The sequence below is a fragment of the Citrobacter sp. H12-3-2 genome (assembly GCF_009649895.1).
Classification (GTDB): Bacteria; Pseudomonadota; Gammaproteobacteria; order Enterobacterales; family Enterobacteriaceae; genus Citrobacter; species Citrobacter portucalensis.
This window is the reverse complement of record NZ_CP045837.1, coordinates 2,284,295-2,310,416: the sequence shown is the minus strand read 5'-3', so window position 1 is coordinate 2,310,416 and position 26,122 is coordinate 2,284,295. Positions and strand designations below refer to the sequence as shown.

Sequence of the window (26,122 nt, the reverse complement as noted above, 5' to 3'; positions counted from 1 at the left end):
GATAAAAGATAAGTGTTAACCAAAAGGATTAAAGCCATGGGTTTTTTATCAGGTAAGCGTATTCTGGTGACAGGCCTTGCCAGTAAATTGTCTATCGCATGGGGAATCGCTCAGGCGATGCATCGCGAAGGTGCCGAACTGGCGTTCACCTACCAGAACGACAAGCTGAAAGGTCGTGTGGAAGAATTTGCAGCGCAGTTAGGCTCCAACATTGTTTTGCAGTGTGATGTAGCTGAGGATGCCAGCATTGACGCCATGTTTGCTGAACTGAGCAAAGCCTGGCCGAAATTCGACGGTTTCGTACACTCCATCGGCTTCGCACCTGCTGACCAACTGGATGGTGATTATGTGAATGCAGTTACCCGCGAAGGATTTAAAATTGCGCATGACATTAGCGCTTATAGCTTTGTTGCGATGGCAAAAGCATGTCGTTCTATGCTAAACCCTGGCTCTGCGCTATTGACGTTGTCCTATCTGGGCGCAGAGCGTGCAATCCCTAACTATAACGTGATGGGCCTGGCGAAAGCCTCATTGGAAGCAAACGTCCGTTATATGGCTAACGCAATGGGGCCTGAAGGCGTACGCGTAAACGCAATTTCCGCAGGTCCAATCCGCACCCTCGCCGCTTCCGGTATCAAAGATTTCCGTAAAATGCTGGCCCATTGCGAAGCTGTTACGCCGATTCGCCGCACTGTTACCATTGAAGATGTGGGCAACTCTGCGGCATTCCTGTGTTCCGATCTTTCTGCCGGTATCTCAGGTGAAGTTGTACACGTTGACGGTGGTTTCAGCATCGCTGCAATGAATGAACTAGAACTGAAATAATCTTCCACTCTTTCTGGGCGGCCCACTGTCGCCCATGATGCTCGTTTTTAATTCCCCTCTACCCTGTCCCATATATGCTTTTCTGATATTTATTATCACGTAACAATCTTTCATCCCCTCTTCTGCTTACGTCAGGATATTGCAGCGCAAACGATCCGGCGTAGTGGTATGACGACGTGTCCGGGTCGCCACTTTTTAGACCAAGGACCGCCCATGGAACAACGCCGAATTGAAGGCAAAAGCCACTGGTATCATGAGACACAATCCAGCATGTATCCACAAGATGTTCTGCCGCTGGTGCCGGAAGCCGCTCATGTCGACGACTGCTTTTTACTGGATCTGGCGATATCTGATGACGCCCTTTTACCTTTTCAATCCTGGTTAATCCCTGCCCGTAAACTTGCACAGATCCTCTTCCCGACCCACGTAAATCTGAGTCAGATGCACACATTCAGTGCCTATGAACGGATGAGTACGGCGTTAACCGTCGCTCAGGTATATGGCGTCCAGCGATTATGTAATCACTATGCCGCGCGTCTAACACCGCTTCCTGGGCCGGACTCCTCGCGGGAAAGTAACCATCGACTGGCGCAAATCACCCAATATGCTCGTCAACTTGCCAGCTCTCCTGCCGTGATAGGCGCGCGCGATCGCCAGCATCTGGATGCAGTCGGGCTGACCACCAGCGATAGCATTCTGATGAATCAAATTATCGGATTCGTCGGTTTTCAGGCCCGTATCGTGGCCCTGTTTCAGGCCTGGTGTGGACATCCGGTGCGCCGAATTCCGGGTCTCGATATACAACAATTCGCTCACGCTTCACCATTTAGTGCAGCAAACGCTACCTGGCACGCTTCGCCATTTCCGATTGAAAAACATCTTAATCATGATGAGTCGATAGAAAGACGTTATCCCGAGGAACTGCAAGCGTTACTGCCATTACTGATACATTCCCCCGTCATTTTGGATTTACTCGGGTCGCTCATTTCCAGCACGCAACGTAGCGGGATACCGGTACAGGCATTTTCATTGGCGACGCTGATGACTTCACGGATTAATGGCAGCGTGGCCTGTTTTAATGAACATGCGTATTCAACTCATGAATTAACCGAGGCCATTACCGTTCTTCGTCAGGATGAACGTGAATTACAACGGTGGGAACAACGACATCCGGTTGAGCGCGTCACCCTACAGGCGGTACAATGGCTGACCCGGGCGCCCGACCGCTTTAGCACCGCACTGTTAACGCCTTTGTTCGATCAGGGAATCTCTTCAGAGCAGGCCATTAACCTGCTAGCCTGGAGTGGATTGTGCGGATGGTTGAATCGCTTGAAAATCGCGCTGGGCGACACTGATTAACCGATCCACTTACTGAAAGAGCGCTTGCTGCAACTGGCAGAATCGCGTAAAACTGTCAGCCGCTCTTTTAGCCACGAAAATAGACAATTATGCTTCAGGACAACCCGCTGCTAGCGCAGCTTAAACAGCAACTACATTCCCAGACGCCACGTGCTGAAGGGGTGGTAAAAGCCACGGAAAAAGGCTTTGGCTTCCTGGAAGTCGATGCACAAAAAAGCTATTTCATTCCACCGCCGCAGATGAAAAAAGTGATGCATGGCGACCGTATTGTTGCGGTTATCCATACAGAAAAAGACCGTGAGTCTGCTGAGCCGGAAGAACTGATCGAACCCTTCCTGACGCGCTTCGTGGGTAAAGTTCAGGGCAAAAATGACCGTCTGTCCATTGTGCCGGATCATCCGTTACTGAAAGATGCTATTCCTTGTCGTGCAGCCCGCGGCGTTGAACATGAATTTAAAGAAGGCGACTGGGCTGTTGCAGAAATGCGCCGCCATCCGCTGAAAGGCGATCGCACCTTCTACGCCGAGTTAACCCAATTTATCACTTTTGCTGATGACCACTTTGTCCCGTGGTGGGTCACACTGGCACGCCATAATCTGGAAAAAGAAGCACCAGACGGTGTAGCAACCGAAATGCTGGACGAAGGCCTGGTTCGTGAAGATTTAACCGCCCTCAATTTCGTCACCATCGACAGCGCCAGCACCGAAGATATGGACGATGCGCTGTATGCTGAAGAACAAGCTGACGGCACGCTACAATTAACCGTCGCCATTGCCGACCCAACAGCCTGGATTGCAGAAGGCAGCAAGCTGGATAAAACGGCTAAAATTCGCGCGTTCACCAATTATTTACCGGGGTTCAATATCCCGATGTTACCACGTGAATTGTCTGACGATCTCTGCTCTCTGCGCGCGAACGAAGTGCGCCCGGTTTTAGCTTGTCGTATGAGCATTACCGCCGATGGCACGATTGAAGACAACATCACCTTCTTCGCCGCAACCATCGAGTCTAAAGCGAAGCTGGCCTATGACAATGTTTCCGACTGGCTGGAAGGTACTGGCGAGTGGCAACCAGAAAACGACGCGATTGCGGAACAAATCCGTCTGCTGCATCGTATTTGCCTGAGCCGAGGAGAGTGGCGTCATAACCACGCGCTGGTCTTTAAAGATCGCCCGGATTACCGTTTCGTTCTCGGTGAAAAAGGTGAAGTACTGGACATCGTCGCTGAGCCGCGCCGCATCGCAAACCGTATCGTGGAAGAATCCATGATTGCGGCAAATATTTGCGCCGCCCGTGTGCTTCGCGACAAGCTGGGCTTCGGTATTTACAACGTCCATATGGGATTCGACCCGGCCAACGCCGACGCTCTGGCCGCGCTGCTGAAAACCCACGGTATGCACGTCGATGCCGAAGAAGTACTGACACTGGAAGGTTTCTGCAAACTGCGCCGCGAACTGGATGCACAGCCATCCGGCTTCCTCGACAGCCGAATTCGCCGCTTCCAGTCTTACGCTGAAATTAGTATTGAGCCAGGTCCACACTTTGGGTTGGGTCTGGAGGCATATGCCACCTGGACTTCCCCAATCCGTAAGTACGGCGATATGATCAACCACCGTCTGCTTAAGGCCGTCATCAAAGGCGAAACCGTCGCCCGACCTCAGGATGATACCACCGTGCAAATGGCGGAACGTCGTCGCCTGAACCGGATGGCTGAGCGTGACGTGGGTGACTGGCTATACGCCCGTTTCCTGAGTGATAAAGCCGGAACCGACACCCGCTTTGCGGCCGAGATCATCGACGTCAGCCGCGGCGGCATGCGCGTACGTTTGGTTGATAATGGCGCTGTTGCCTTTATTCCTGCACCCTTCCTGCACGCCGTGCGTGATGAACTGGTCTGCAGCCAGGAAAGTGGTACCGTACAAATCAAAGGTGAAGTGGTTTACAAAGTCACTGATGTGATTGACGTAACTATCGCCGAAGTTCGCATGGAAACCCGTAGCGTTATCGCGCGTCCAGCAGCGTAAACTGACAAATCCAACGACCTTTCTCTTTTTTGAAAGGTCGTTTTCTTTTTTTAGCGGCCAAATTTCAACCACACACTACACTTCTCTTATCCAGTCAAAATTTTTTTTTACTATTTTTCAGTTCCGCTGGCTTTGCTTTTTATGGATTCTGGATTACATATAAATATATAAATAAAACAATACGTTCAGCCATAATCACCCTGAATGAATCATGGCTACCCTTACTTTTGAGGCTTTATGCGCTTTAAACGGGATAGTACACATCATGAAAGACGTCCGGGAGCTGGTTACGTTGTATAGCTATGTGGGCACTCATAACCCCTACTGGCGTTTGTCAGAGGATTTCAACATCCTGCATTTCTCTATTGACGAAACAGCAGACGCTGAGCAGACCATCGAATTATCACCCGAGCAGGCCGACCGCATTCGCGAGATGACGGTAATTACGTCAAGCCTGTTGATGACGTTACCCATTGAAGATGACGATATTCCGGTACATTTGGTCGGGCGGAAAATCAATAAGCGCGAATGGGCCGGCAGCGCATCAGCCTGGGATGACACCCCATCCGTCGCACGCGACCTGGCTCAAGGTCTCTCTTTTGCCGAACAGGTGGTTTCAGAAGCCAATTCCGTTATTGTCATTCTTGACCGCATGGGCAACATTCAGCGTTTTAACCGTCTGTGCGAAGAGTACACCGGACTCAGAGAACGTGAAGTCATTGGCCAAAGCGTATTCACACTGTTTATGAGTCGACGTGAAGCCGCAGCCTCCAGACGCAACATCGAGGTCTTTTTTCGCGAAGGCAACTCATATGAAGTCGAACGTTGGGTGAAGACCTGCAAAGGTCAGCGCCTGTTTCTTTTTCGCAATAAGTTTGTACATAACGGTAGCGGCAAGAACGAAATATTTCTGATCTGTTCCGGCACCGATATCACTGAAGAACGCCGCGCGCAGGAACGCCTGCGTATGTTGGCTAATACCGACTCCATCACCGGATTACCGAACCGTAACGCCATTCATGAGCTAATAAGCGACGCGATTGAGAACGCAGGTGATACTCAGGTTGGGATTGTATATCTCGATCTGGATAACTTCAAAAAGGTGAACGACGCCTACGGGCATATGTTTGGCGATCAGCTGTTGCAGAGCGTGTCGCTGGCAATTCTCAGTTGTCTTGACGACAACCAACTATTGGCTCGGTTTGGCGGTGATGAATTTATCGTCCTTGCCACCGAAACGTCCCAGAGCACTCTGGAAGCTACCGCATCGCGCATTCTGACACGCCTGCGTCAACCCTTTCGCATTGGCCTGATTGAAGTCTATACAGGCTGCTCTATTGGTATTTCCCTCGCTCCACAGCATGGTCAGGACTGCGAGAGCGTCATTCGTAACGCCGATACGGCCATGTACACCGCGAAAGAAGGCGGCCGCGGACAGTTTTGTGTTTTCTCTCCGGAAATGAATCAGCGGGTATTTGAATACCTGTGGCTGGATACTAACCTGCGCAAGGCGCTGGAAAACGATCAACTGGTTATCCATTATCAGCCAAAGATAACCTGGCGAGGCGAAGTGCGCAGCCTGGAGGCGCTGGTACGCTGGCAGTCTCCGGAACGCGGCCTCATTCCACCACTGGAATTTATCTCCTACGCCGAAGAATCAGGGCTTATCGTTCCGCTGGGTCGCTGGGTTATTCTGGACGTTGTGCGTCAGGTCGCAAAATGGCGCGCCAAGGGAATCAATCTGCGCGTGGCGGTAAACGTTTCTGCCCGCCAGCTCGCCGATCAGACGCTATTTACCGATCTCAAACAGGTGCTTCATGAACTCGACTTTGAATATTGCCCCATCGATGTCGAGTTAACGGAAAGCAGTTTGATTGAAAATGAGCAGTTGGCACTGTCCGTCATTCAGCAGTTTAGCCAGTTGGGGGCGCAAATCCATTTGGATGATTTTGGTACTGGATATTCGTCACTGTCTCAACTGGCCCGCTTCCCGCTTGATGCAATTAAACTGGATCAAACCTTTGTCAGGGATGTACACAAACAACCTATTTCGCAGTCGCTGGTACGTGCCATTGTTGCGGTCGCACAAGCACTCAATCTGCAGGTCATCGCCGAAGGTGTTGAAAGCGCGAAAGAGGATGCGTTTTTAACCAAAAATGGTGTCAACGAGCGTCAGGGTTTTTTGTTTGCCAAACCAATGCCAGCGGCTGCATTTGAACGTTGGTATCGACGACATCTGAATAAAAAAACGCGCTAATGCTGTGGGATCAAACGTCATTAATAGCCATAAATGGACATTACGTAACGATCCTATCTGCATGTAATCACAGAATATATAATATTCTTCTATCATTGATAGTTAATACTATTTTTCCCTTCTCTTTTGCCATGAAATTCTGCATCATGAAATTCAAACTCTATTGCTATTAGGATGATAACCATGTCTGATATCGACGCTCAGCGTCTGGCCGAACGCATTGATACCGTGCTGGATATCCTCGTTGCAGGTGATTACCACTCAGCCATCCACAATCTCGAAATTCTGAAGGCTGAGCTGCTAGACACGGCCAAAGAAGATGCCGAGTCTTTGCCCAAAAAGCACAAGGCTCCCTGGGAGATCTGATGACATTAACCCTTTAATGTCGCTGCTATAAGCAAACTGCGTATGAAGCAGTTTCCGTTTAATTTCCGATACGATATCGCAATAAAATTAATATTATGAATTCCCGACAACAATCTATTTTGCAGATGGTGACTGATAAAGGTCAGATGAGCGTTGCCGAACTGGCAAAAATCACCGGTGTCTCAGAAGTGACGATTCGACAGGATCTGAACACACTGGAAAAACAGAGCTATTTACGCCGTGCGCACGGTTTTGCTGTTTCATTGAACAGTGATGATGTGGAAACGCGCATGATGACTAATTTTACGCTGAAGCGTGAACTGGCCGAATTTGCCGCATCTTTGGTAAGCCCTGGCGAGTCCGTATTCATTGAAAACGGCAGCAGCAATGCGCTCTTGGCCAGAACGCTGGCGGAGCAAAAAGATGTCACCATCATTACCGTCAGCAGTTATATAGCCCATCTGCTGAAAGAAACCCCCTGCGAAGTGATTCTCCTTGGCGGCATCTATCAGAAAAAAAGCGAAAGCATGGTGGGGCCCTTAACTCGCCAGTTTATCCAGCAGGTACATTTCAGCAAGGCCTTTATCGGCATTGATGGCTGGCAGGCTGACACCGGCTTCACCGGACGCGACATGATGCGTTCTGATGTGGTTAACGCGGTGCTGGAAAAAGGTGCAGAAGTTATTGTACTTACTGACAGCTCAAAATTCGAAGCCATTCACCCTTACACGCTGGGTCCATTAGAGCGATTCAGCCGCGTAGTCACGGATTCCAGACTCAGCGCCAGCGTACAAATGCAGCTCGAGCATTCAGGATTAACCGTCAATATCATTGATGCGCACGCATAAAATCTTCAGCAGATGATTTGTCAGTCGGCAAATCATCCCCTCTCTGAGAGTTATCTGACAGTCCAATTAAGACTTTTTACCTGTCGTTAACAGGATTAAGTCGTAAAATTAATGTTAGCGATATAACAGGAACGAACCTCCAATCTCAGGATAGTGTTTGTCATGCCTTCGCTAAACGGTTTCACGGAAATATCTTCGTTAGCCTAAATTTAGCGCTACTCTTAAAGAACACTGGATTCCGTGAATCAATAATTCAGGAGAAAGTATTATGTTAGTAACGAGCAAAAAAATGACCGCTGCCATTTTGGCAATTACTCTGGCAATGTCGCTGAGTGCCTGCTCTAACTGGTCCAAACGTGACCGTAACACCGCAATTGGTGCTGGTGCTGGTGCAATCGGTGGTGCAGTCCTGACTGACGGCAGCACGCTGGGCACGCTGGGTGGTGCTGCAGTAGGTGGTATTATTGGCCACCAGGTGGGTAAATAATTTACGGTTAAACGGCTCGATATAATAATACGTTTACTTTTTCAGGTCTGTATTATTAAAAAGCCACGGAAAAATTCCGTGGCTTTTTTTATTAACCGCCAGCCAATTTAACTTTCATTCCTTTGGCTTCCAGCAGCGATTTAATCAGGTCGCGTTTATCACCCTGTATCTCAATCACGCCATCCTTCACTGCCCCGCCGCAACCACATTTTTTCTTCAGTTCCGCAGCTAATTTGGTCAGTTCAGCATCGTCCTGATCTATTCCAGTAATCAGGCACACGCCCTTACCTTTGCGGCCACTGGTCTGTCGCTGGATACGGACAATGCCATCGCCTTTGGGACGCTCTGGGACGGCTTTCGGTTCATCAATACGCCCGGTGTCAGTTGAGTAGACCAGACGAGAATTTGAGTCGTTCATTTACGCACCTCGTTTCAGGGAGGCATTGATCATCTTCAGCGTCTGAGCCGGATCTGCCGACTGCGTAACTGGACGACCAATAACCATATAATCCACGCCAGCTGACTGTGCCTGTTCCGGCGTCATAATGCGACGCTGGTCGCCTGCCTCGCTACCTTCAGGGCGAATACCCGGCGTAACCAGTTTAAATGCCTGACCAAATGCCTGCTTGAATCGCACTGCTTCCTGCGCGGAGCATACGACGCCATCCAAACCACAATGTTGGGTTAAACGCGCCAGCCTTTCCGCATGCTCCGCAGGTGACAACGTCACGCCAAGGTCGGCAAGATCGCTGGCTTCCATACTGGTCAGAACTGTTACTGCAATCAGCAGCGGCGCATCCTTGCCAAAAGGCACCAGGGCTTCACGTGCGGCGGTCATCATACGCGCCCCACCTGAAGCATGAACGTTAACCATCCACACGCCAAGCTCAGCCGCCGCCGCAACGGCATGCGCGGTAGTATTGGGAATATCATGAAATTTCAAATCAAGAAAAACGTCAAAGCCACGCTGTTGTAAATCGCGAACCAACTGAGGTCCAAAAAGCGTGAACATCTCTTTGCCCACTTTCAAACGGCAATCACGAGGATCAATTCTGTCGACAAAAGCTAATGCTTTATCACGATTGGAATAATCGAGAGCGACAACGACAGGAGAATCAGTAACAGCACGAGAAAAAGATGAAGCAGTAAACGTCATGACCAGACCTTCCTGAGGATGGGCGCCATCGGCGGCGCAAAATGGGTAAACGGCGTGCATTCTACCTGCGGCAATAGAAAATTAACAGGCGCGATTACATTTCTGCCAGGCGAATTTGGCGACGGAGGTTGAGGATGGATTGGTTACACATCATTAGTATGTTGTAACTAAAGTGAAGTTTTTTTTAAAAATTACAGCCCATCAAGTCCGCGAATAGGCTTAATGGTTGACCATGAGCGACAGGATGGGCAGTGCCAGTACAGTGTATATGCGGTAAATCCGCACTTCTGGCAACGATACCGAGGCTTGCTGCGCACCTGCTCCCCGACCATATCGCGCAGAACCATCAGGCTCTCTTTCGCGCGCCCTTCTTCTGCTTCGTTAAGATGGTAATCCATCAACTTGTGGAACACGCGCATCGTAGGATGGCGTTGTAGCTGGCGGGTAATATAAACCTGAGCGGTATCAGTCCCCTCACGCGCTTCAAGAATATCGGCCAGCATCAGCTCTGCGGCGGCGCCAGTATTCTCCTCAACGGCCCGACGTAAAAACTCGGCCCACTCATCGTTTTTCCCCAGATGCTGGTAGCAGCTTTGCAGCATTTCCAGCGTTTCGCTGACCAGTTCTTTATCCTGAGAAATCACGCGTTGCAGACTTTCAACGGCCTTCGCGTAATCGCCTTTCACCATGTACACACGGCCCATCATGATGGAAACACGGGCACTGTTTTTGTCTGCCGCAGCCCCTTTTTTCAACAGCGTCATGGCGCGATCCATATCGTCGCTGCCCATCTGCTGTAAGGCCAGTTCGCAGTAGAAGTGAGCTATCTCGATACGTTGTTTATCTTTACCGAGCTTCACCAGACGTTCTGCGACATCAATCGCTTTCTGCCATTCACTGGTCGCCTGATAAATTTGCAGCAGTTGCTGTAATGCACCGACGCGAAAATCTGTTTCATCGGTAAGCTGATTAAACATGTCTTCCGCGCGGTCGTACAGACCTGCGGCCATGTAGTCGCGCCCCAGCTGTTGTACGGCCAACAAACGCTGCTCGTAGGTTAGCGAAGCACTTTCCATTAACGTTTGATGGATGCGGATTGCGCGGTCGACTTCACCGCGCGAGCGAAACAGGTTTCCGAGGGTGAGATGCGCCTCAACGGTGCCCGTATCCTCTTTTAGCATATCGAGGAACAGATCCACCGCTTTGTCTTGTTGGTTGCTCAGAAGGAAGTTAACCCCGGCGACATAGTCACGGGAAAGACGGTTAGCTTCATCCTGCTTGGTTTGTTGCGCACTTCTGCGACCCATATACCACCCATAGGCAGCGGCTACAGGCAAAAGCAGAAACAACAACTCCAACATAAATAATTATTCCTTCACAACCGACGAATCGGCAGAAACCGCAACGTCGGTCGCAGGCGTAAGCTGGTTTTCCAGTCGTTTGATTTTACGTTCGGCACGCGCAAGAGACACACGAACCTTCAGCCAGAAAAGGCCACAAATTAACCAACCAATCGCAAAACCTGCGGCAAACAATACAGCAAGCAGCGTAGAGATACGATACTCACCCTGAGCCAGCAGGTAATTAAACGTAACCTGTTGATCGTTTTGCGCACCTAATGTCACCGAAATAACAAAAATCGCCAACACCAGTAAGAAAATGAGTAAATATTTCACATTACTTCCCGTTATGTGGTTTGAGCGAATAAATCGTGTACAACTTACCGCGTTGAGCCCTTTAAATTACCATTTTCACAACGAGTGCGAAACGGAAAAGCGCTTTCCCCTTTCTGATTTAAGGGCAAAATTCGAAAAATCAATCATGGCTAACTTTCTTGTTCACGCTGAGCGATTTCTTTTTCCTCCTGCAAAGGCGGCGTTAATGGTCCGCATACCCGCTGCGCAAGCCATGTCGCCAGTGTTACCAGCAACCATGAAATCAGCGTTGCAACGACCAAATCACGGGGCCAGTGCATGCCTAATAGCAAGCGGCTGCCCATAACGCCCGTAGCCCAGATAAGTAAAAACACAATTGTCAGCGTACGTCGGCGTGGCCATAACAGCCCAACGGCCAGTAAAGCCCAGCTGGCGGCAAACATCGTATGCCCTGACGGAAAGGCAAAACCCGTTTCTTTTTGCCAATGCTTACGTAGAAACGTCGGAATATCCTGTTGTTCGGCCAATTGCTCTTTAACGAAGTGACCACGATCTTTACGTTTTAAAGTGTAGAACTCATCAACCGGAATATGGTGCGTTTTTTCCAGCCACACGACAAAGGGCCGAGGTTCCTGCACCCTGTCTTTAACCCAGGACTTCACGCCCTGACCGACTAAGATTGCCGCAGCCAGGATCGCAAACAGCATTACCGCAGCTTTCAGACGAAAACGCAGACACCACAGAAACCATGCACAGAGAACAACGTGAGTGATAATGCCCCACGGCTGCGTCACCGTTTCCGTTATCCAGTACAGAGATTTTAGCCACCAAACGTTATGTCCCGGCTGCCAGCTCCAGCCCGATACCCATACGGCAACCGGCATAATAAGTAGCAGCCCGGCCCCGACCGCAGTGCGCTTTGCAATTGACAGCATTGCCTCTCCTTTCGTCGATAAGTCTCACAATCATAACTGAAAAAAGCGCATGCCGGGGAAATTGACAATTTTGTGCCATTCCAAAAGCGAATCCGTTGTCGCGATTAGGTGAACATCGTTGCCTTATGGCAAAATAGTGCAATATAGAACAGAAGCCAACAGGCGACGGCACGACAGTGCCAGCATAATCTGGAGAATTACATGCAGCTTAAACGTGTGGCAGAAGCCAAACTGCCAACCCCCTGGGGTGATTTCCTGATGGTGGGATTTGAAGAACTGGCAACCGGACACGATCACGTCGCACTGGTTTTTGGCGATATCACAGGCCAAACGCCTGTCCTGGCGCGTGTCCACTCCGAATGTCTGACTGGCGATGCATTGTTTAGCCTGCGTTGCGATTGCGGTTTCCAGCTCGAAGCGGCTCTCACCCATATTGCTGAAGAAGGGCGCGGTATCCTGCTTTATCATCGTCAGGAAGGACGCAATATCGGCCTGCTCAATAAAATCCGCGCCTACGCGTTGCAGGACCAGGGTTATGATACCGTTGAAGCTAACCATCAGTTGGGCTTTGCGGCAGATGAGCGTGATTTCACGCTGTGTGCGGATATGTTCAAGCTGCTTGGTGTGGACGAAGTTCGTTTGCTGACCAATAACCCGAAAAAAGTGGAAATTCTGACCGAAGCGGGAATCAACATTGTTGAACGCGTGCCGCTGATTGTGGGTCGTAACCCGAACAATGAACATTACCTGGACACCAAAGCCGCCAAGATGGGACATTTGCTGGGCAAGTAATAATTGTTACCGCCGATAAAAAAGCCTGCTCTTGCAGGCTTTTTACATTCTAGCTCAACATATTACGAATCACGTAGTGCAGTATGCCATCGTTTTGGTAGTACGTTAGCTCCGTCGCGGTATCGATACGGCAGCGGCATAAAACCACCTCTTTACGTCCATCCGAGCGAACCATACTCACCGGCACTGTTGCACCCGGTTTGATGTTTTGCAGATCCGTAATATCGATCGTTTCCTCACCGGTTAGTCCCAGCGTTTTACGCGTGACGCCCTGTGGGAATTCCAGCGGCAAAATCCCCATACCAATCAGGTTAGAACGGTGAATTCGCTCAAAGGATTCAGCGATAACCACGCGAACCCCCAGCAAGCGCGGGCCTTTTGCCGCCCAGTCGCGACTGGAGCCAGAGCCATACTCTTTCCCGGCAATAACCGCCAGGGGAATATTCTCCTGTTGATATTGCATAGCCGCATCATAGATAGCCACTACCTCAGTTCCCGGCAAATGACGCGTCATCCCACCTTCCACGCCAGGTACCATCTCATTGCGAATACGAATATTGGCAAAGGTACCGCGCATCATTACTTCATGATTCCCGCGCCGCGAACCGTAGGAGTTAAAATCTTTACGCTCTACGCCGTGGCTTTGCAGATAACGCCCCGCCGGGCTGTCCGGCTTAATACTACCTGCAGGAGAAATATGGTCAGTGGTGACGGAATCTCCAAGCATTGCAAGGATACGCGCGCCGTGAATGTCCTGGACCGGATCCGGCGTCGCCTGCATACCATCGAAGAACGGCGACAAGCGGATATAGGTTGAGTCAGACTGCCAGCCATAGGTATCAGCCCGATCGACCTGGATTGCTTTCCATTCTGGCGTGCCTTCAAACACTTCAGCATACTCTTTATGGAACATGGCGGTAGAAACCTGCTCCACGGCACGGGCAATTTCCTGAGCCGTCGGCCAGATATCTTTCAGATATACGGGATCGCCCTTTCTGTCATGCCCTAACGGATCTTTCGTCAGATTGATATTCATATTCCCCGCCAGCGCATAGGCCACCACCAGCGGCGGAGACGCCAACCAGTTGGTCTTCACGAGCGGATGGATACGCCCCTCAAAGTTTCGGTTGCCGGAAAGCACAGCACCAACGGTGAGGTCGACTTTTTTGATAGCTGTCTCGATAGGATCGGGTAACGGACCCGAGTTACCGATACAGGTGGTACAGCCATAACCTACAAGGTTAAATCCCAGCTCATCAAGGTATGGCGTGAACCCAGCCTGCGCCAGATAATCAGACACCACCTTCGATCCTGGCGCCAACGAGGCTTTCACCCACGGCTGAGGTTTCAGACCAAGAGTCACTGCTTTTTTCGCCAGCAGCCCCGCCGCCATCAATACGCTTGGGTTAGAGGTGTTGGTACAGGAAGTGATCGCTGCAATAACCACAGCACCATCCGGCAGCTGGTACTGGTGACCGTTCATTGTATAGTCCACTGGCTGGCGATCTTTCAGCGAGCTATTCACTTCGAGTTCATTACTCGCCGAAAACGCTTTCGGGACATCAGCCAGTGCCACCCGATCCTGCGGACGCTTCGGTCCGGCAAGGCTAGCTTCTACACTGCCCATATCCAGCTCCAGTGAACTGGTAAATACGGGTTCATCCCCAGGATTACGCCACATTCCCTGCGCTTTGGCATAGGCGCTGACCAGCTCAACCTGCTCCTCACTGCGCCCACTCAGACGCATATATTCAAGAGTGATGCTATCGATCGGGAAGAAACCGCAGGTTGCGCCGTATTCCGGTGACATGTTCGCAATGGTTGCCCGATCGGCCAGCGGTAAGGTGTCCAGCCCATCACCGTAGAATTCAACGAATTTACCGACCACGCCGTGCTTACGCAACATCTGGGTGACGGTTAAAACCAGGTCAGTAGCGGTGATGCCTTCCCGCAGTTTGCCCACCAGTTTGAAGCCCACAACATCCGGGATAAGCATAGAGACCGGTTGACCCAGCATTGCTGCTTCGGCCTCAATGCCTCCAACGCCCCATCCCAGCACACCGAGACCATTAATCATTGTCGTATGGGAATCGGTGCCGACCAACGTGTCAGGGTAAGCCACCCACTCACCGTCCTGTAACTCGCTCCAGACGGCTTTGCCGAGGTATTCAAGGTTAACCTGGTGGCAAATCCCCGTTCCCGGTGGCACAACGCTGAAGCGACTAAATGCCTGCTGTCCCCATTTCAGGAACACGTAACGCTCATGGTTACGTTCCATTTCCAGGCGAACGTTTTCTTCGAAAGCATCATCATCACCAAAACGGTCCACCGTTACCGAGTGGTCAATGACAAGGTCCACTGGCGAAAGCGGATTCACTTTTGCCGTATCCCCACCCAGACGTTTCACCGCTTCGCGCATAGCGGCCAGATCGACCACCGCCGGCACGCCGGTAAAATCCTGCATCAGAACACGAGCGGGTCGATAGGCAATTTCACGATCGGCATGGGCAGTCTTCAGCCAATGCGCGAGCGCATGAATATCATCTTCGGTTACGGAATTACCATCCTGCCAACGAAGCAGGTTTTCCAGTAACACTTTCAGCGATTTGGGTAGTCGGGTGATATCACCCAGTGATTTAGCGGCCAGAGGTAAACTGTAGTAGCGGTAGGTTTTATCTTTAACCTGCAATGTGTCCTTACTGGCTTCTCGTAGGGTCGACGACATAGCTCCTCCTTAAATGACAGGGTTGGATCCCCTGATTTCCTCAGGGTTAGTATTAAAGATAACACAAACAAAATGTAACGCTTTGATAACAACTCAAATTGATAAAAGTAGCGCGCGATACAAAAGCGCGAAGTGAGGTCAATGGTAGGGAGTAAGGTCTAGCCGTGTAGATGAATAGGATGAATATTCAGCAGGCAATAGCGCAATCGATAATACGTTGATTAGGTGGCTGATGGTGAATACATGGGATAAACAATTCGATATTTAAGGCCACGAGGTAATCGTTATTATTATAAAATACGTACGAATTATTGTTTCTGTTTATCATCATCGGTTAACAGGTCAATAAACGCCCGTTGTTCAGGAGAAAGATTCCAGGATTCGGGTATCTTTGGATCTTTCTCGGCTACGGTTTTGCTCTCTTGCTCATGGTCATGAGACGCTGGCGTCACGGTAGAGTGCTGCTCCGGTGCGGACATACTTACCCCCACACGTTCCAGGCCACGAGTGCGACAATAATCCAGAATATCGCAGAGCCAAGAAACACGGCGAACCAGGCTTTACGTTTCATCGCGGGATCCCGGCGTGCAGACTGGTTTCCTGAAGGCATCGCTAACCTCATACTATCGAAATCACTTATCATTTAGGCACCAAACAATTGGTACAATTAATCATCAGATAGGAGGAATCCTAATAAAAAAGGCGAAAAAAAGCCAGTTAATTTTCGGACTCGATCTGATAAATAAATCAATTGTTTGATCAATTATGAATATTTGAGCGTGATTTTTGGCAAGCTGACTAATTTGAAACTACTTTAGAGAACTTTTTCCATAAATAATATATGGTTAATATATAGGAGGAGAAATAATGAATAAATTCAGACTCTCCTGTCGGTATCACTTTATGCTTACGGATACCGACGAGGTAACAACCGTTATTATTTCTCAGGCAATTTAATATCTTTAAACATGGCTTCAATATCATCGTTGGAACGCAGTGCCACCGCCGTGTCCACCACATCACGCGTCAGATGCGGCGCGAAACGTTGAATGAAATCATACATGTAACTGCGTAAGAAGGTGCTGCGACGAAAACCAATTTTGGTGGTGCTATGGCTGAAGATATCGTGCGCATCCACACGTACCAGGTCAGGATCGGAAACAGGATCAACCGCCATACTGGCAATTACACCCACGCCGAGACCCAGACGGACATAGGTTTTAATAACATCGGCATCGGTCGCGGTAAAAACAATACGCGGCTCCAGACCCGCACGGTTAAACGCGGTGTCCAGCTCCGAACGCCCGGTAAATCCAAAGGTGTAGGTCACCAGTGGATACTGTGCCAGTTCCTCAATAGAAACCGAGGATTTTCCCGCCAACGGATGATCCGGCGTGACGACAATCGAACGGTTCCAGTGGTAACAAGGTAACATCACCAGATCGTCATACAGATGCAGGGCTTCCGTCGCGATGGCAAAATCCGCATTCCCTTTCGAGACGGCTTCGGCAATTTGCGTCGGCGATCCCTGATGCATATGCAATGAAACACGAGGATATCGCTCAATAAAACCCTTAATCACGTTCGGCAAAGCGTAACGTGCCTGGGTGTGCGTGGTGGCGATATATAGCGAGCCTTTATCCGGCCAGGTATGTTCGCCAGCAACGGACTTAATAGCATCTACCTTAGACAGTACTTCGCGCGCAATACGGATGACTTCCTGCCCCGCTGGCGTAACCTGGGTCAGATGCTTACCACTACGGGCGAAAATCTGGATGCCAAGTTCATCTTCCAGCATACGAACTTGCTTACTGATACCGGGCTGAGAGGTATAAAGCCCTTCCGCCGTTGAGGAGACATTAAGGTTGTGGTTCACCACCTCAACAATGTAGCGAAGCTGCTGTAATTTCATGTTATGCCATCCCGATTCGCGCCATCAAATCATCGTTTCAGTGCAGGCTCGTGGGCGCTGCTAATACGATTTAATAATAAAAAGACTGTTAACTATAACCACTATATCATTTATATGTCCGCTGTATAGGTATGACAAAAAATAATATGCCAGAAACAAAAAGGGCCGCTTTCGCGACCCTTTGAGGAGAAATTCAGCCGAAACGCTGTTATTTCTTCCCTTCTACCCATTTACCGTCAACGAAGAACGCGGACCAGCCAGTCGCCTTACCGTCTTTCTCAGCGGCAACGTATTGCTGCTTGGTTTTACGGCTGAAACGAACCATAGACTTGTTACCATCCGGGTCTGTTTGCGGCGCATCTGCCAGATAACGCAGTTTTTCCGGCAGGCGATCGCGGAAGCGGTACAACTCTTCCACCAACGGCGCACGAGTCTCACGTGATTTCGGGAACGTATTGGCCGCCAGGAAGATACCTGCAGCACCATCACGTAACACGAAATACGCGTCAGATTTTTCACACGGCAGTTCCGGCAGCGGAACCGGATCTTCTTTCGGCGGAGCAACTTCACCGTTACGCAGGATCTTACGGGTGTTTTTACACTCGTCGTTAGTACACGCCATGTACTTGCCGAAACGTCCCATTTTCAGGTGCATTTCAGAACCACATTTTTCGCACTCTACGATAGGACCGTCATAACCCTTGATACGGAATTCACCCTCTTCGATCTCGTAGCCGTCGCAGGTTGGGTTATTACCACACACATGCAATTTACGCTTAGGATCGATGAGATAACTGTCCATTGCTGTACCGCACTTCTGGCAGCGGCGTTTGGCGCGCAATGCGTTCGTTTCAGCGTCATCGCCTTCCAGCACGTTCAATACTTCGTTTTCCGGCACCAGGTTAATGGTGGTTTTGCAACGCTCTTTCGGGGAAAGTGCGTAGCCGGAGCAACCAAGGAAAACGCCGGTACTGGCGGTACGAATACCCATCTTGCGTCCGCAGGTCGGGCAATCAATGCTGGTCAGCACCATCTGGTTCGGACGCATACCGCCTTCTTCAGGATCTTTCTCGGCTTTATCTAACTGCTGAGTAAAATCAGTGAAGAAGTTGTCGAGTACGCCCTTCCATTCGGCTTCGTGATTCGCCACCTGGTCGAGGCTGTCTTCCATCTGCGCGGTAAAATCGTAGTTCATCAGCTCGCGGAAGTTTTCTTCCAGACGATCGGTGACGATTTCACCCATTTTTTCAGCGTAGAAGCGACGGTTTTCAACGCGAACATAACCGCGATCCTGAATCGTAGAGATGATCGACGCATAGGTGGATGGACGACCAATGCCACGCTTTTCAAGCTCTTTAACCAGCGAAGCTTCACTGAAGCGTGCAGGCGGCTTGGTGAAGTGCTGCGCAGGTGTCAGCTCGATAAGCGTCAAGGTATCGCCTTTGTCCACCGCCGGTAAGATGCGATCTTCATCGCCCTTACGCAGCGCTGGCATCACTTTGGTCCAACCATCGAAGCGCAGAATACGACCACGCGCTTTCAGACGGAAATCACCCGCACCCACGGTCAGGGTGGTAGAGTCATATTTCGCTGGCGTCATCTGACAAGCAACAAACTGGCGCCAGATCAGCTGATACAGTTTTTGCGCATCGGCTTCCATATCTTTCAGCGACTCCGCCAGTACGGCGACATCGGAAGGACGGATAGCTTCGTGTGCTTCCTGCGAGTTCTCTTTGCTGGCGTACTGGTTCGCGCTCTCCGGCAAATATTTTTTGCCAAAATTATCACTGATGTAATCGCGAACCATGGTGACAGCATCCTGGCTCAGGTTGGTTGAGTCAGTACGCATGTAAGTGATGTAACCCGCTTCATACAAGCGCTGCGCCATCATCATGGTTTTCTTCACACCAAAGCCCAGACGCGTGCTCGCAGCCTGCTGTAGCGTGGAGGTAATGAACGGTGCGCTCGGCTTGCTGCTGGTCGGTTTATCTTCACGTTCCAGGACGCTATAGCGCGCTTTTTCCAACAGGCTAACAGCGGCAAGCGTTTGTTCCCGATTTACAGGACGGAACGGTTTGTCATTTTGATGCGTCACCTCAAGCGGCAACGCGTCGCCGCCCGGCGTGGTCGTGTTAGCATCAATTTCCCAGAACTCTTCTGGAACAAATGCTTTGATTTCGCGTTCACGCTCAACCACCAGACGCACAGCCACAGACTGTACGCGACCGGCAGACAGACCACGCGCAATTTTTTTCCACAGCAGTGGCGACACCATATAGCCCACAACACGGTCCATAAAGCGGCGCGCCTGTTGCGCATTAACACGATCGATGTTCAACTCGCCCGGTTTTTCAAACGCCTGGCGAATAGCATTTTTGGTAATTTCGTTAAACACCACGCGGCTGTAGCGGGTGTCGTCGCCACCGATGACTTCCCGCAGGTGCCATGCAATGGCTTCCCCTTCGCGGTCAAGGTCGGTTGCGAGATAGATGTGGTCGGCTTTTTCAGCCAGTTGCTTCAGTTCAGAAACAACTTTCTCTTTACCAGGCAGCACTTCATAGCGCGCATCCCAGTTGTGCCACGGGTCAACACCCATACGGTTGACGAGAGCGCCACGTTCATCCTTTTTGGGCTTTTTAGCCGTTTTGGTGGAGGTTGAGTCGGCGCTCTTTTTAGTTGCTGAGCCACTGGTCGGCAAATCACGGATATGACCGACGCTGGATTTCACCACGTAGTCATTACCCAGATACTTGTTGATCGTTTTGGCTTTTGCCGGGGACTCAACGATGACAAGAGCTTTACCCATATTCACCTTTACCTAATTTGATTCTTCCAGAATGCGTCGCACGTTGATTCACCTTCCACTGGCGACGAGACATCGATATGGTCTCTGCGTCGGCGGATATCAACCCCTTAAACTGTTTCGCGCTTGTAATGTAACTCTCATGTAACTGAGTTAACAGGCTTTTTTTCTCACAAACGCTCTAGCACGACGAAGTATTGGTCGAATGTCAAGCAAATCTGTTGCCAGATTGACGAAAGCGTCACACTGTACCTGATAAAATGCGTTACGCAACTTTATTAGCATGCAAAAACAAATCTCGCCAGTTGTAACACTGTCGTAAAACCTTCATTTATGTCAGGGAATATTTGCCCATAAGGCGGGCTCAGCGTAGACTAATGTCCTTGTTTAAGGAGTAAATCATGCATAAAGACACTCAACCCATCGATCGCGAAACACTGCTGATTGAAGCCAACAAAATCATTCGTGAGCATGAGGACACGCTGGCGGGGATTGTCGCCACCGGCGTTACGCAGCGAAACGGCGTGCTGGTTTTCAGCGGAGATTACTTTTTAGACGAGCAAGGGCTACCAACGCCCAAAAGTACGGCTGTGTTTAATATGTTTAAACACCTGGCGCACGTACTTTCTGAAAAGTATCACTTGATCGATTAACTCGAGAAATAATTTGCCGGATGGCGACAACACCTTATCCAGCCTACATTGATGCCTATTTGTAGGCCGGATAGGATATGTGAGCATCGCTATCCGGCAATGACAATTTTACATCAGTGGCTTCTGCCCCCGCTGCCACCAGCGCATCAGCAAACGATCGGCGCTCTCCGCCGCACTACCGGTAAAACGATCCATCAGCTTTTTACGCTGCAGATAGCGAACGTTCAACACTTCACGACCTTCCATCAGCCCGAGGATCACCTCATCGCTGGTGTTGATCTCATCCACCAGCCCATTTGCCAGCGCCTGTTGACCAAACCAGTGTTCACCCGTGGCAACCTGCTCAATATCCAGAGTCGGGCGCATACGATGGACAAAATCTTTAAACAAATGATGTGTTTCATTCAGATCTTCACGGAATTTCTGCCGCCCTTCTTCCGTGTTCTCGCCAAGCAGCGTCAGCGTACGCTTGTACTGTCCGGCGGTGTGCAGTTCGATATCAATATCTTTCCCTTTCAGGAAGCGGTTAAAGTTCGGGATCTGCGCCACCACGCCAATTGAGCCGACGATAGCAAACGGCGCCGAAACAATTTTATCTGCCACGCAGGCCATCATATATCCGCCGCTCGCAGCGACTTTATCTACCGTGACGGTCAGTGGGATCTGCTTATCGCGCAGGCGTTGTAACTGGGACGCAGCCAGGCCATAACCATGTACCACACCGCCCGGGCTTTCCAGACGAACCACCACCTGATCCTGAGGTTTAACAACCGCCAGCACCGCCGTCACCTCTTCACGTAATGCGCTGACCTCGTGGGCATCCATACTGCCTTTAAAATCAAGCACCCATACACGGGGTTTATCTGATGACGTACTGTCACCCAGTTTCGCTTTTGCCTTGGCGGCCTTCGCCTCCAGCTTCTGTTTCTTTTTCTGCGCCTTATGCCAGAATTTTTGCTGATGCCCATCCAATAAGGCCAGCGACAGGTCTTCCTTCATCTCTTTATATTGATCGCTGAGGTTAATAACCCGCAATTCCCCACGCTGACGTTTGCGTTGTGTCGCGTTTACGATCAGCATCACCACCACTGCAATAGCCACCACGACAGTGACAATTTTTGCCAAAAACAGCCCATATTCAGACAACAATTCCACGAGACCCACCTTGGTTAAACAACGCGACTTCCGCTCAGTGTACAACAGGCGTGTCACCTCGTCTTGCTTCATACATCCAGTGCTGAATCAGTAAAAAGCATGACAAAGCGTTCATTTTGCGGTGTTATTGCCTTTGGCTGATTGAAAAAGAACAGGGTTTAAGGCATAAAGCCCAAAAGTTATTGCGAACGAGATGGCCAGGGCGTCGCCGAGGAGTAGCCGTGCATTACCAACCTAAACAAGACCTTTTACAGGGCCGCATTATTCTTGTCACCGGTGCCAGCGATGGTATCGGACGCGAAGCCGCGCAGACCTATGCACGCTATGGCGCGACCGTTATCCTGCTTGGGCGTAACGAAGAAAAACTGCGTCAGGTTGCCCGCACTATCGCCGATGAAAACGGAACACAACCACAGTGGTTTACACTGGATTTACTGACCTGTACCTCTGAAGAATGTCACCAGCTTGCACAGCGCATTGCCGCACATTTCCCACGTCTGGATGGCGTACTGCATAACGCCGGATTACTCGGCGATATTTGCCCAATGAGTGAACAAAACCCGCAGGTCTGGCAGGATGTGATGCAGGTAAATGTGAATGCCACTTTTATGCTGACTCAGGCATTGCTGCCGTTGTTACTCAAATCCGATGCCGGATCGCTGGTCTTTACCTCTTCCAGCGTCGGCCGCCAGGGTCGCGCCAATTGGGGGGCGTATGCCACATCAAAATTTGCTACCGAAGGGATGATGCAGGTTCTGGCTGATGAGTATCAAAACCGTCATCTGCGCGTAAACTGTATCAATCCTGGTGGAACACGAACTGGCATGCGAGCCAGCGCATTCCCCACGGAAGATCCACAAAAATTGAAAACTCCCGCCGATATTATGCCGCTCTACCTGTGGCTGATGGGCGATGACAGCCGCCGTAAAACCGGTATGACTTTTGACGCCCAGCCGGGCCGTAAACCAGGAATTGCCCAATGACTGAAGAACGCTATCAGCAACGTCAACAGCGCGTAAAAGATCGGGTTGACGCACGCGTTGCCGCCGCTACGGACGAGCGCGGGATCATCATCGTATTCACCGGAAATGGTAAGGGTAAAACCACCGCCGCATTCGGTACCGCCACGCGCGCGGTGGGCCACGGTAAAAAAGTCGGCGTCGTACAATTTATTAAAGGTACGTGGCCAAACGGAGAACGTAACTTACTTGAACCCCACGGCGTAGAGTTTCAGGTTATGGCGACAGGATTTACCTGGGAAACGCAAAACCGTGAGTCCGACACCGCGGCCTGTATGGCCGTGTGGGAACACGGTAAGCGGATGCTGGCCGACGATAAACTGGATATGGTGGTGCTGGACGAGCTGACCTATATGGTGGCATACGACTATCTGCCGCTTGAAGAGGTCATCACTGCCCTAAACGCGCGCCCTGCCCATCAAACGGTGATTATCACCGGCCGTGGATGTCATCGCGATATTCTGGAGTTAGCGGATACGGTCAGCGAGTTGCGCCCGGTCAAGCATGCGTTTGAAGCGGGCGTGAAGGCCCAGATAGGGATTGATTACTGACAGTAGGCCGGATAAGGCGCTTGCGCCGCATCCGGCTCCACGCTAAGGCCTGATGGCGCTTTGCTTATCAGGCCCACTCATAATTAACCGTTGTTGCTACGAGCACCCGGACGACGGCTGCTACCGACCTGTGAGTGCCGCTTCACCGCACGACGGATCTGATTTGCCTTCATGCGACGACGATCTTTCTCGACGGCAACTTTAGATGTCGTTTCCGGCTTCAGTTCCACCAGTTCACGCAGATAGTTGGTTTGCGCGAGGTCAAGCTCTGTCCAGCCACCACGCGGCAGGCCTTTCGGCAGCGGGATATCACCGTAACGAACACGAATAAGACGGCTTACCTGTACACCTACAGCTTCCCACAGGCGACGGACTTCACGGTTACGCCCTTCGGTCAGCGTGACGTTATACCACTGGTTGATCCCTTCACCACCGCTGAACTTGATCGTTTTAAATGCCGCCGGACCATCTTCCAGCTGTACGCCACGACTCAGATCGCGCAGTTTTGCATCATCAACCTGACCAAACACACGTACCGCATATTCACGTTCGACTTCACGGCTTGGGTGCATCAGACGGTTAGCCAGTTCACCATCGGTGGTAAACAGCAGTAAACCGCAGGTATTCACGTCCAGACGCCCTACGGCAATCCAGCGAGCATCACGCAGTTTTGGCAAACGATCGAACACGGTCGGACGACCTTCCGGGTCGTTGCGGGTACACAGTTCACCTTCTGGTTTGTAATAGGCCAGAACGCGGCAGATTTGCTCTGCAGACTCTTTAACCGAAATCAGATGACCGTCGATACGGATTTTCAGACCCGGAGTGACTTCAACGCGATCGCCGAGCGTGGCAATTTTGCCATCAACGCTCACGCGACCCGCGGCAATAATAGATTCGATTTCACGGCGAGAACCGTGGCCAGCGCGCGCCAGCACTTTTTGTAACTTTTCGCTCATAGAGCTTCCTTTAGATGTCGCCTTCACAGGCGTCGAACAGGAGAATCAACGGCGCCAGTCAGCGCCATTTTAAGGCCGCGTAGTATAGCGGTTCGCGCCCTTATAAGAAAGGTTTAACGTCGCCGACGCCTTCACGCAACACCACCGGGGAATCGTCGGTTAAATCGATGACCGTGGTCGGCTGCTGACCGAGATAGCCACCGTGAATAATCAAATCCACCAGTTTTTCCAGACGGTCTTTAATCTCTTCCGGGTCTGACTCAGTAAATTCACTGCCCGGCAGCATCAGCGATGTAGAGAGCATCGGCTCGCCCAGTGCTTCCAGCAGCGCCAGCGCAATCGGATTCGATGGCACACGCAGGCCGATGGTCTTACGTTTTTCCTGCAACAAACGGCGCGGAACTTCTTTCGTCCCTTTCAGGATGAAGGTGTAGTTACCCGGCGTGTTGTTTTTAATTAAACGGAATGCCACGTTGTCGACAAACGAATAGGTCGACAGTTCGGACAGGTCACGACACATCAGCGTAAAGTTGTGCCCGTCCGGCAGATGACGGATGCGGCAAATGCGCTCCATGGCGCCTTTATCTTCAATTTTGCAGCCCAACGCATAGCCGGAATCGGTTGGATAGACGATCACCCCACCTTTACGCACGATTTCAACGGCCTGATTGATCAGTCGCTGCTGCGGGTTTTCGGGATGAATATAAAAAAACTGACTCATACTTTCCTCTCTGTGATCTCGGGCTGCTCCCAAAGTTGCCAGACGCCTTCTACGCCTGCGGGCAACCAAAGTTTACGACCCAACTCAATCCATGGGCAGGGTAGATGAAAATCAGACCCTTGCGATGCCCACAGTTGATGCGAACGCGCAAGCGTCGCCAGATGGGTGCGTTCATTGGGAGACTGCTGGCACTGTGCTACTTCCATCGCGTCGCCGCGATGTTCAGCAAAATGTGCAACCAGTCTTTTCAGCCACTTAGCGCTAAGATCGTACCGCCCAGGATGAGCCAGAACAGCCTTACCGCCAGAATGATGAATGACATCAATAGCTTGTTCTATTGTACACCACTGTGGCGGAACGTAACCGGTTTTCCCACGGGCAAGATATTTTTTAAAGACATCCGCCATGGTTGTGGCTTTTCCACATTCCATCAGGAAACGCGCAAAATGGCCCCGCGTAACCGCCCCGCCATCAGCCAGGCGTAACGCCCCTTCCCACGCGCCGGGGATATGCGCTTTGTCGAGTCGTTCAGCAATCAGGCGTGCACGCTGCTGACGACGTTCCGTTTGTTGCGCCAGAAACTCACACATCATGGGATGGGCGATATCAATGTTCAGACCCACTATATGGATCTCATGGTTTTCCCAGACCGTTGATATCTCGACGCCAGGGATCAAATTTAAGGCTAAACCTGAACGTGAAATTTCTTCTCTTGCCGCCGCAATGCCGGCCGTGGTGTCATGATCGGTGATCGCCAGTGTACCGACTCGCATCTCTACCGCACGGTGTACTAAGGCTTCTGGCGTTAATCGCCCATCGGAGGCTGTAGTATGACTGTGCAGGTCATAAATCACTGCGTAATTCGTGTCGCTCAAGGCGGCTCCCGTTTCAATAAATGTCGTATCACGCCCATCATAGCG

The 26,122-nt window shown here is 50.8% G+C and carries 25 protein-coding genes; 11 read left to right on the top strand and 14 right to left on the bottom strand.

The features are described 5' to 3' along the window. Window positions 1–36 precede the first annotated feature (36 nt). The 7 genes from fabI (at window position 37) to osmB (ending at window position 8,166) form a co-directional block, all read left to right on the top strand. Window positions 37–825, top strand: coding sequence for an enoyl-ACP reductase FabI (fabI, locus tag GHC22_RS11040; protein WP_020996373.1), 789 nt, complete (start codon window positions 37–39; stop codon window positions 823–825). Between the two features lie 213 nt (window positions 826–1,038). Continuing rightward, entirely contained in the window at window positions 1,039–2,184 is a 1,146-nt protein-coding gene (locus GHC22_RS11035; protein ID WP_153752924.1) for a CMD domain-containing protein, read from the top strand. 89 nt (window positions 2,185–2,273) lie between these two features. Continuing rightward, window positions 2,274–4,208 (top strand): exoribonuclease II, encoded by a 1,935-nt coding sequence (locus tag GHC22_RS11030; RefSeq protein WP_057067367.1) that lies wholly within the window; start codon window positions 2,274–2,276, stop codon window positions 4,206–4,208. Window positions 4,209–4,473: 265 nt separating this feature from the next. After that, window positions 4,474–6,465 carry a cyclic di-GMP phosphodiesterase gene (gene pdeR / locus GHC22_RS11025; RefSeq protein ID WP_153752922.1) on the top strand — a complete coding sequence of 664 codons (1,992 nt, stop codon included), beginning with the start codon at window positions 4,474–4,476 and terminating at the stop codon, window positions 6,463–6,465. 183 nt (window positions 6,466–6,648) lie between these two features. Continuing rightward, a complete protein-coding gene (locus GHC22_RS11020; protein WP_003833313.1) occupies window positions 6,649–6,831 on the top strand; it encodes a hypothetical protein in 183 nt (60 codons plus the stop codon). Between the two features lie 95 nt (window positions 6,832–6,926). Beyond that, entirely contained in the window at window positions 6,927–7,679 is a 753-nt protein-coding gene (locus tag GHC22_RS11015; RefSeq protein WP_003020580.1) for a DNA-binding transcriptional regulator YciT, read from the top strand. Window positions 7,680–7,947: 268 nt separating this feature from the next. Beyond that, window positions 7,948–8,166 carry an osmotically-inducible lipoprotein OsmB gene (gene osmB, locus GHC22_RS11010; RefSeq protein WP_003020583.1) on the top strand — a complete coding sequence of 73 codons (219 nt, stop codon included), beginning with the start codon at window positions 7,948–7,950 and terminating at the stop codon, window positions 8,164–8,166. 91 nt (window positions 8,167–8,257) lie between these two features. On the opposite strand, the gene yciH is transcribed toward osmB, so the two are convergent. From yciH to pgpB, 5 genes are all read right to left on the bottom strand, one after another. Beyond that, window positions 8,258–8,584 (bottom strand): stress response translation initiation inhibitor YciH, encoded by a 327-nt coding sequence (gene yciH, locus GHC22_RS11005; RefSeq protein ID WP_003833315.1) that lies wholly within the window; start codon window positions 8,582–8,584, stop codon window positions 8,258–8,260. Further along, window positions 8,585–9,322, bottom strand: a complete 738-nt coding sequence (pyrF, locus tag GHC22_RS11000) for an orotidine-5'-phosphate decarboxylase (RefSeq protein WP_103285296.1) — start codon at window positions 9,320–9,322, stop codon at window positions 8,585–8,587. It abuts the gene before it with no gap. 191 nt (window positions 9,323–9,513) lie between these two features. Further along, a complete protein-coding gene (gene lapB, locus GHC22_RS10995; RefSeq protein WP_008784929.1) occupies window positions 9,514–10,683 on the bottom strand; it encodes a lipopolysaccharide assembly protein LapB in 1,170 nt (389 codons plus the stop codon). A gap of 6 nt (window positions 10,684–10,689) precedes the next feature. Further along, on the bottom strand, window positions 10,690–10,998 hold the full coding sequence (locus GHC22_RS10990) for a LapA family protein (protein WP_003020595.1): 309 nt from the start codon (window positions 10,996–10,998) through the stop codon (window positions 10,690–10,692). A gap of 149 nt (window positions 10,999–11,147) precedes the next feature. Further along, a complete protein-coding gene (gene pgpB / locus GHC22_RS10985) occupies window positions 11,148–11,912 on the bottom strand; it encodes a phosphatidylglycerophosphatase B (protein ID WP_153752920.1) in 765 nt (254 codons plus the stop codon). A 201-nt stretch (window positions 11,913–12,113) separates the two neighbouring features. Between pgpB and ribA the strand changes: the two genes are divergently transcribed. Then, complete coding sequence (gene ribA, locus GHC22_RS10980) at window positions 12,114–12,704, top strand: GTP cyclohydrolase II (RefSeq protein WP_003020601.1); 591 nt, start codon at window positions 12,114–12,116, stop codon at window positions 12,702–12,704. Window positions 12,705–12,753: 49 nt separating this feature from the next. Here the strand turns inward: ribA and acnA are convergent, their stop codons facing one another. The 5 genes from acnA to topA all read right to left on the bottom strand — a co-directional run bounded on the left by acnA (window position 12,754) and on the right by topA (window position 20,147). Further along, on the bottom strand, window positions 12,754–15,429 hold the full coding sequence (gene acnA / locus GHC22_RS10975) for an aconitate hydratase AcnA (RefSeq protein ID WP_153752918.1): 2,676 nt from the start codon (window positions 15,427–15,429) through the stop codon (window positions 12,754–12,756). 308 nt (window positions 15,430–15,737) lie between these two features. Next, window positions 15,738–15,908, bottom strand: coding sequence for a hypothetical protein (locus GHC22_RS24575; protein ID WP_165612489.1), 171 nt, complete (start codon window positions 15,906–15,908; stop codon window positions 15,738–15,740). Between the two features lie 2 nt (window positions 15,909–15,910). Further along, entirely contained in the window at window positions 15,911–16,051 is a 141-nt protein-coding gene (locus GHC22_RS10970; RefSeq protein ID WP_220471133.1) for a YmiA family putative membrane protein, read from the bottom strand. A gap of 315 nt (window positions 16,052–16,366) precedes the next feature. Further along, window positions 16,367–17,341, bottom strand: a complete 975-nt coding sequence (gene cysB, locus GHC22_RS10965; RefSeq protein ID WP_003020610.1) for an HTH-type transcriptional regulator CysB — start codon at window positions 17,339–17,341, stop codon at window positions 16,367–16,369. A gap of 208 nt (window positions 17,342–17,549) precedes the next feature. Beyond that, the gene (topA, locus tag GHC22_RS10960) at window positions 17,550–20,147 is read right to left on the bottom strand and encodes a type I DNA topoisomerase (protein WP_003833325.1); all 2,598 of its coding nucleotides are present in this window, start codon (window positions 20,145–20,147) and stop codon (window positions 17,550–17,552) included. Window positions 20,148–20,545: 398 nt separating this feature from the next. On the opposite strand from topA, the gene GHC22_RS10955 reads away from it, so the two are divergent. Continuing rightward, on the top strand, window positions 20,546–20,797 hold the full coding sequence (locus GHC22_RS10955) for a YciN family protein (protein WP_003020616.1): 252 nt from the start codon (window positions 20,546–20,548) through the stop codon (window positions 20,795–20,797). A gap of 108 nt (window positions 20,798–20,905) precedes the next feature. Here GHC22_RS10955 and sohB read toward each other — a convergent pair whose 3' ends face one another. Then, complete coding sequence (sohB, locus tag GHC22_RS10950; protein ID WP_032934465.1) at window positions 20,906–21,952, bottom strand: protease SohB; 1,047 nt, start codon at window positions 21,950–21,952, stop codon at window positions 20,906–20,908. Between the two features lie 221 nt (window positions 21,953–22,173). Between sohB and GHC22_RS10945 the strand changes: the two genes are divergently transcribed. Together GHC22_RS10945 and cobO are read left to right on the top strand one after the other, a co-directional pair. Further along, entirely contained in the window at window positions 22,174–22,935 is a 762-nt protein-coding gene (locus tag GHC22_RS10945) for a YciK family oxidoreductase (protein WP_008784935.1), read from the top strand. Further along, on the top strand, window positions 22,932–23,522 hold the full coding sequence (cobO, locus tag GHC22_RS10940; RefSeq protein ID WP_153752917.1) for a cob(I)yrinic acid a,c-diamide adenosyltransferase: 591 nt from the start codon (window positions 22,932–22,934) through the stop codon (window positions 23,520–23,522). Before GHC22_RS10945 ends, cobO begins: the two co-directional genes overlap by 4 nt. A gap of 83 nt (window positions 23,523–23,605) precedes the next feature. On the opposite strand, the gene rluB is transcribed toward cobO, so the two are convergent. From rluB to rnm, 3 genes are all read right to left on the bottom strand, one after another. After that, entirely contained in the window at window positions 23,606–24,481 is an 876-nt protein-coding gene (gene rluB / locus GHC22_RS10935) for a 23S rRNA pseudouridine(2605) synthase RluB (RefSeq protein WP_153752916.1), read from the bottom strand. Between the two features lie 100 nt (window positions 24,482–24,581). Beyond that, window positions 24,582–25,202 carry an L-threonylcarbamoyladenylate synthase gene (locus GHC22_RS10930; RefSeq protein WP_003833336.1) on the bottom strand — a complete coding sequence of 207 codons (621 nt, stop codon included), beginning with the start codon at window positions 25,200–25,202 and terminating at the stop codon, window positions 24,582–24,584. Continuing rightward, a complete protein-coding gene (gene rnm / locus GHC22_RS10925; RefSeq protein ID WP_008784938.1) occupies window positions 25,199–26,077 on the bottom strand; it encodes an RNase AM in 879 nt (292 codons plus the stop codon). The genes GHC22_RS10930 and rnm overlap by 4 nt, the downstream gene beginning before the upstream one ends. Between the last annotated feature and the right edge of the window lie 45 nt (window positions 26,078–26,122).

What these genes read in the sequence shown, in the direction of transcription:
- fabI (WP_020996373.1), top strand. Translation starts at nt 37, where the DNA reads ATGGGTTTTTTATCAGGTAAGCGTATTCTGGTGACAGGCCTTGCCAGT.
- GHC22_RS11035 (WP_153752924.1), top strand. Translation starts at nt 1,039, where the DNA reads ATGGAACAACGCCGAATTGAAGGCAAAAGCCACTGGTATCATGAGACA.
- GHC22_RS11030 (WP_057067367.1), top strand. Translation starts at nt 2,274, where the DNA reads ATGCTTCAGGACAACCCGCTGCTAGCGCAGCTTAAACAGCAACTACAT.
- pdeR (WP_153752922.1), top strand. Translation starts at nt 4,474, where the DNA reads ATGAAAGACGTCCGGGAGCTGGTTACGTTGTATAGCTATGTGGGCACT.
- GHC22_RS11020 (WP_003833313.1), top strand. Translation starts at nt 6,649, where the DNA reads ATGTCTGATATCGACGCTCAGCGTCTGGCCGAACGCATTGATACCGTG.
- GHC22_RS11015 (WP_003020580.1), top strand. Translation starts at nt 6,927, where the DNA reads ATGAATTCCCGACAACAATCTATTTTGCAGATGGTGACTGATAAAGGT.
- osmB (WP_003020583.1), top strand. Translation starts at nt 7,948, where the DNA reads ATGTTAGTAACGAGCAAAAAAATGACCGCTGCCATTTTGGCAATTACT.
- yciH (WP_003833315.1), bottom strand. Translation starts at nt 8,584, where the DNA reads ATGAACGACTCAAATTCTCGTCTGGTCTACTCAACTGACACCGGGCGT.
- pyrF (WP_103285296.1), bottom strand. Translation starts at nt 9,322, where the DNA reads ATGACGTTTACTGCTTCATCTTTTTCTCGTGCTGTTACTGATTCTCCT.
- lapB (WP_008784929.1), bottom strand. Translation starts at nt 10,683, where the DNA reads ATGTTGGAGTTGTTGTTTCTGCTTTTGCCTGTAGCCGCTGCCTATGGG.
- pgpB (WP_153752920.1), bottom strand. Translation starts at nt 11,912, where the DNA reads ATGCTGTCAATTGCAAAGCGCACTGCGGTCGGGGCCGGGCTGCTACTT.
- ribA (WP_003020601.1), top strand. Translation starts at nt 12,114, where the DNA reads ATGCAGCTTAAACGTGTGGCAGAAGCCAAACTGCCAACCCCCTGGGGT.
- acnA (WP_153752918.1), bottom strand. Translation starts at nt 15,429, where the DNA reads ATGTCGTCGACCCTACGAGAAGCCAGTAAGGACACATTGCAGGTTAAA.
- GHC22_RS24575 (WP_165612489.1), bottom strand. Translation starts at nt 15,908, where the DNA reads ATGTCCGCACCGGAGCAGCACTCTACCGTGACGCCAGCGTCTCATGAC.
- GHC22_RS10970 (WP_220471133.1), bottom strand. Translation starts at nt 16,051, where the DNA reads ATGAGGTTAGCGATGCCTTCAGGAAACCAGTCTGCACGCCGGGATCCC.
- cysB (WP_003020610.1), bottom strand. Translation starts at nt 17,341, where the DNA reads ATGAAATTACAGCAGCTTCGCTACATTGTTGAGGTGGTGAACCACAAC.
- topA (WP_003833325.1), bottom strand. Translation starts at nt 20,147, where the DNA reads ATGGGTAAAGCTCTTGTCATCGTTGAGTCCCCGGCAAAAGCCAAAACG.
- GHC22_RS10955 (WP_003020616.1), top strand. Translation starts at nt 20,546, where the DNA reads ATGCATAAAGACACTCAACCCATCGATCGCGAAACACTGCTGATTGAA.
- cobO (WP_153752917.1), top strand. Translation starts at nt 22,932, where the DNA reads ATGACTGAAGAACGCTATCAGCAACGTCAACAGCGCGTAAAAGATCGG.
- rluB (WP_153752916.1), bottom strand. Translation starts at nt 24,481, where the DNA reads ATGAGCGAAAAGTTACAAAAAGTGCTGGCGCGCGCTGGCCACGGTTCT.
- GHC22_RS10930 (WP_003833336.1), bottom strand. Translation starts at nt 25,202, where the DNA reads ATGAGTCAGTTTTTTTATATTCATCCCGAAAACCCGCAGCAGCGACTG.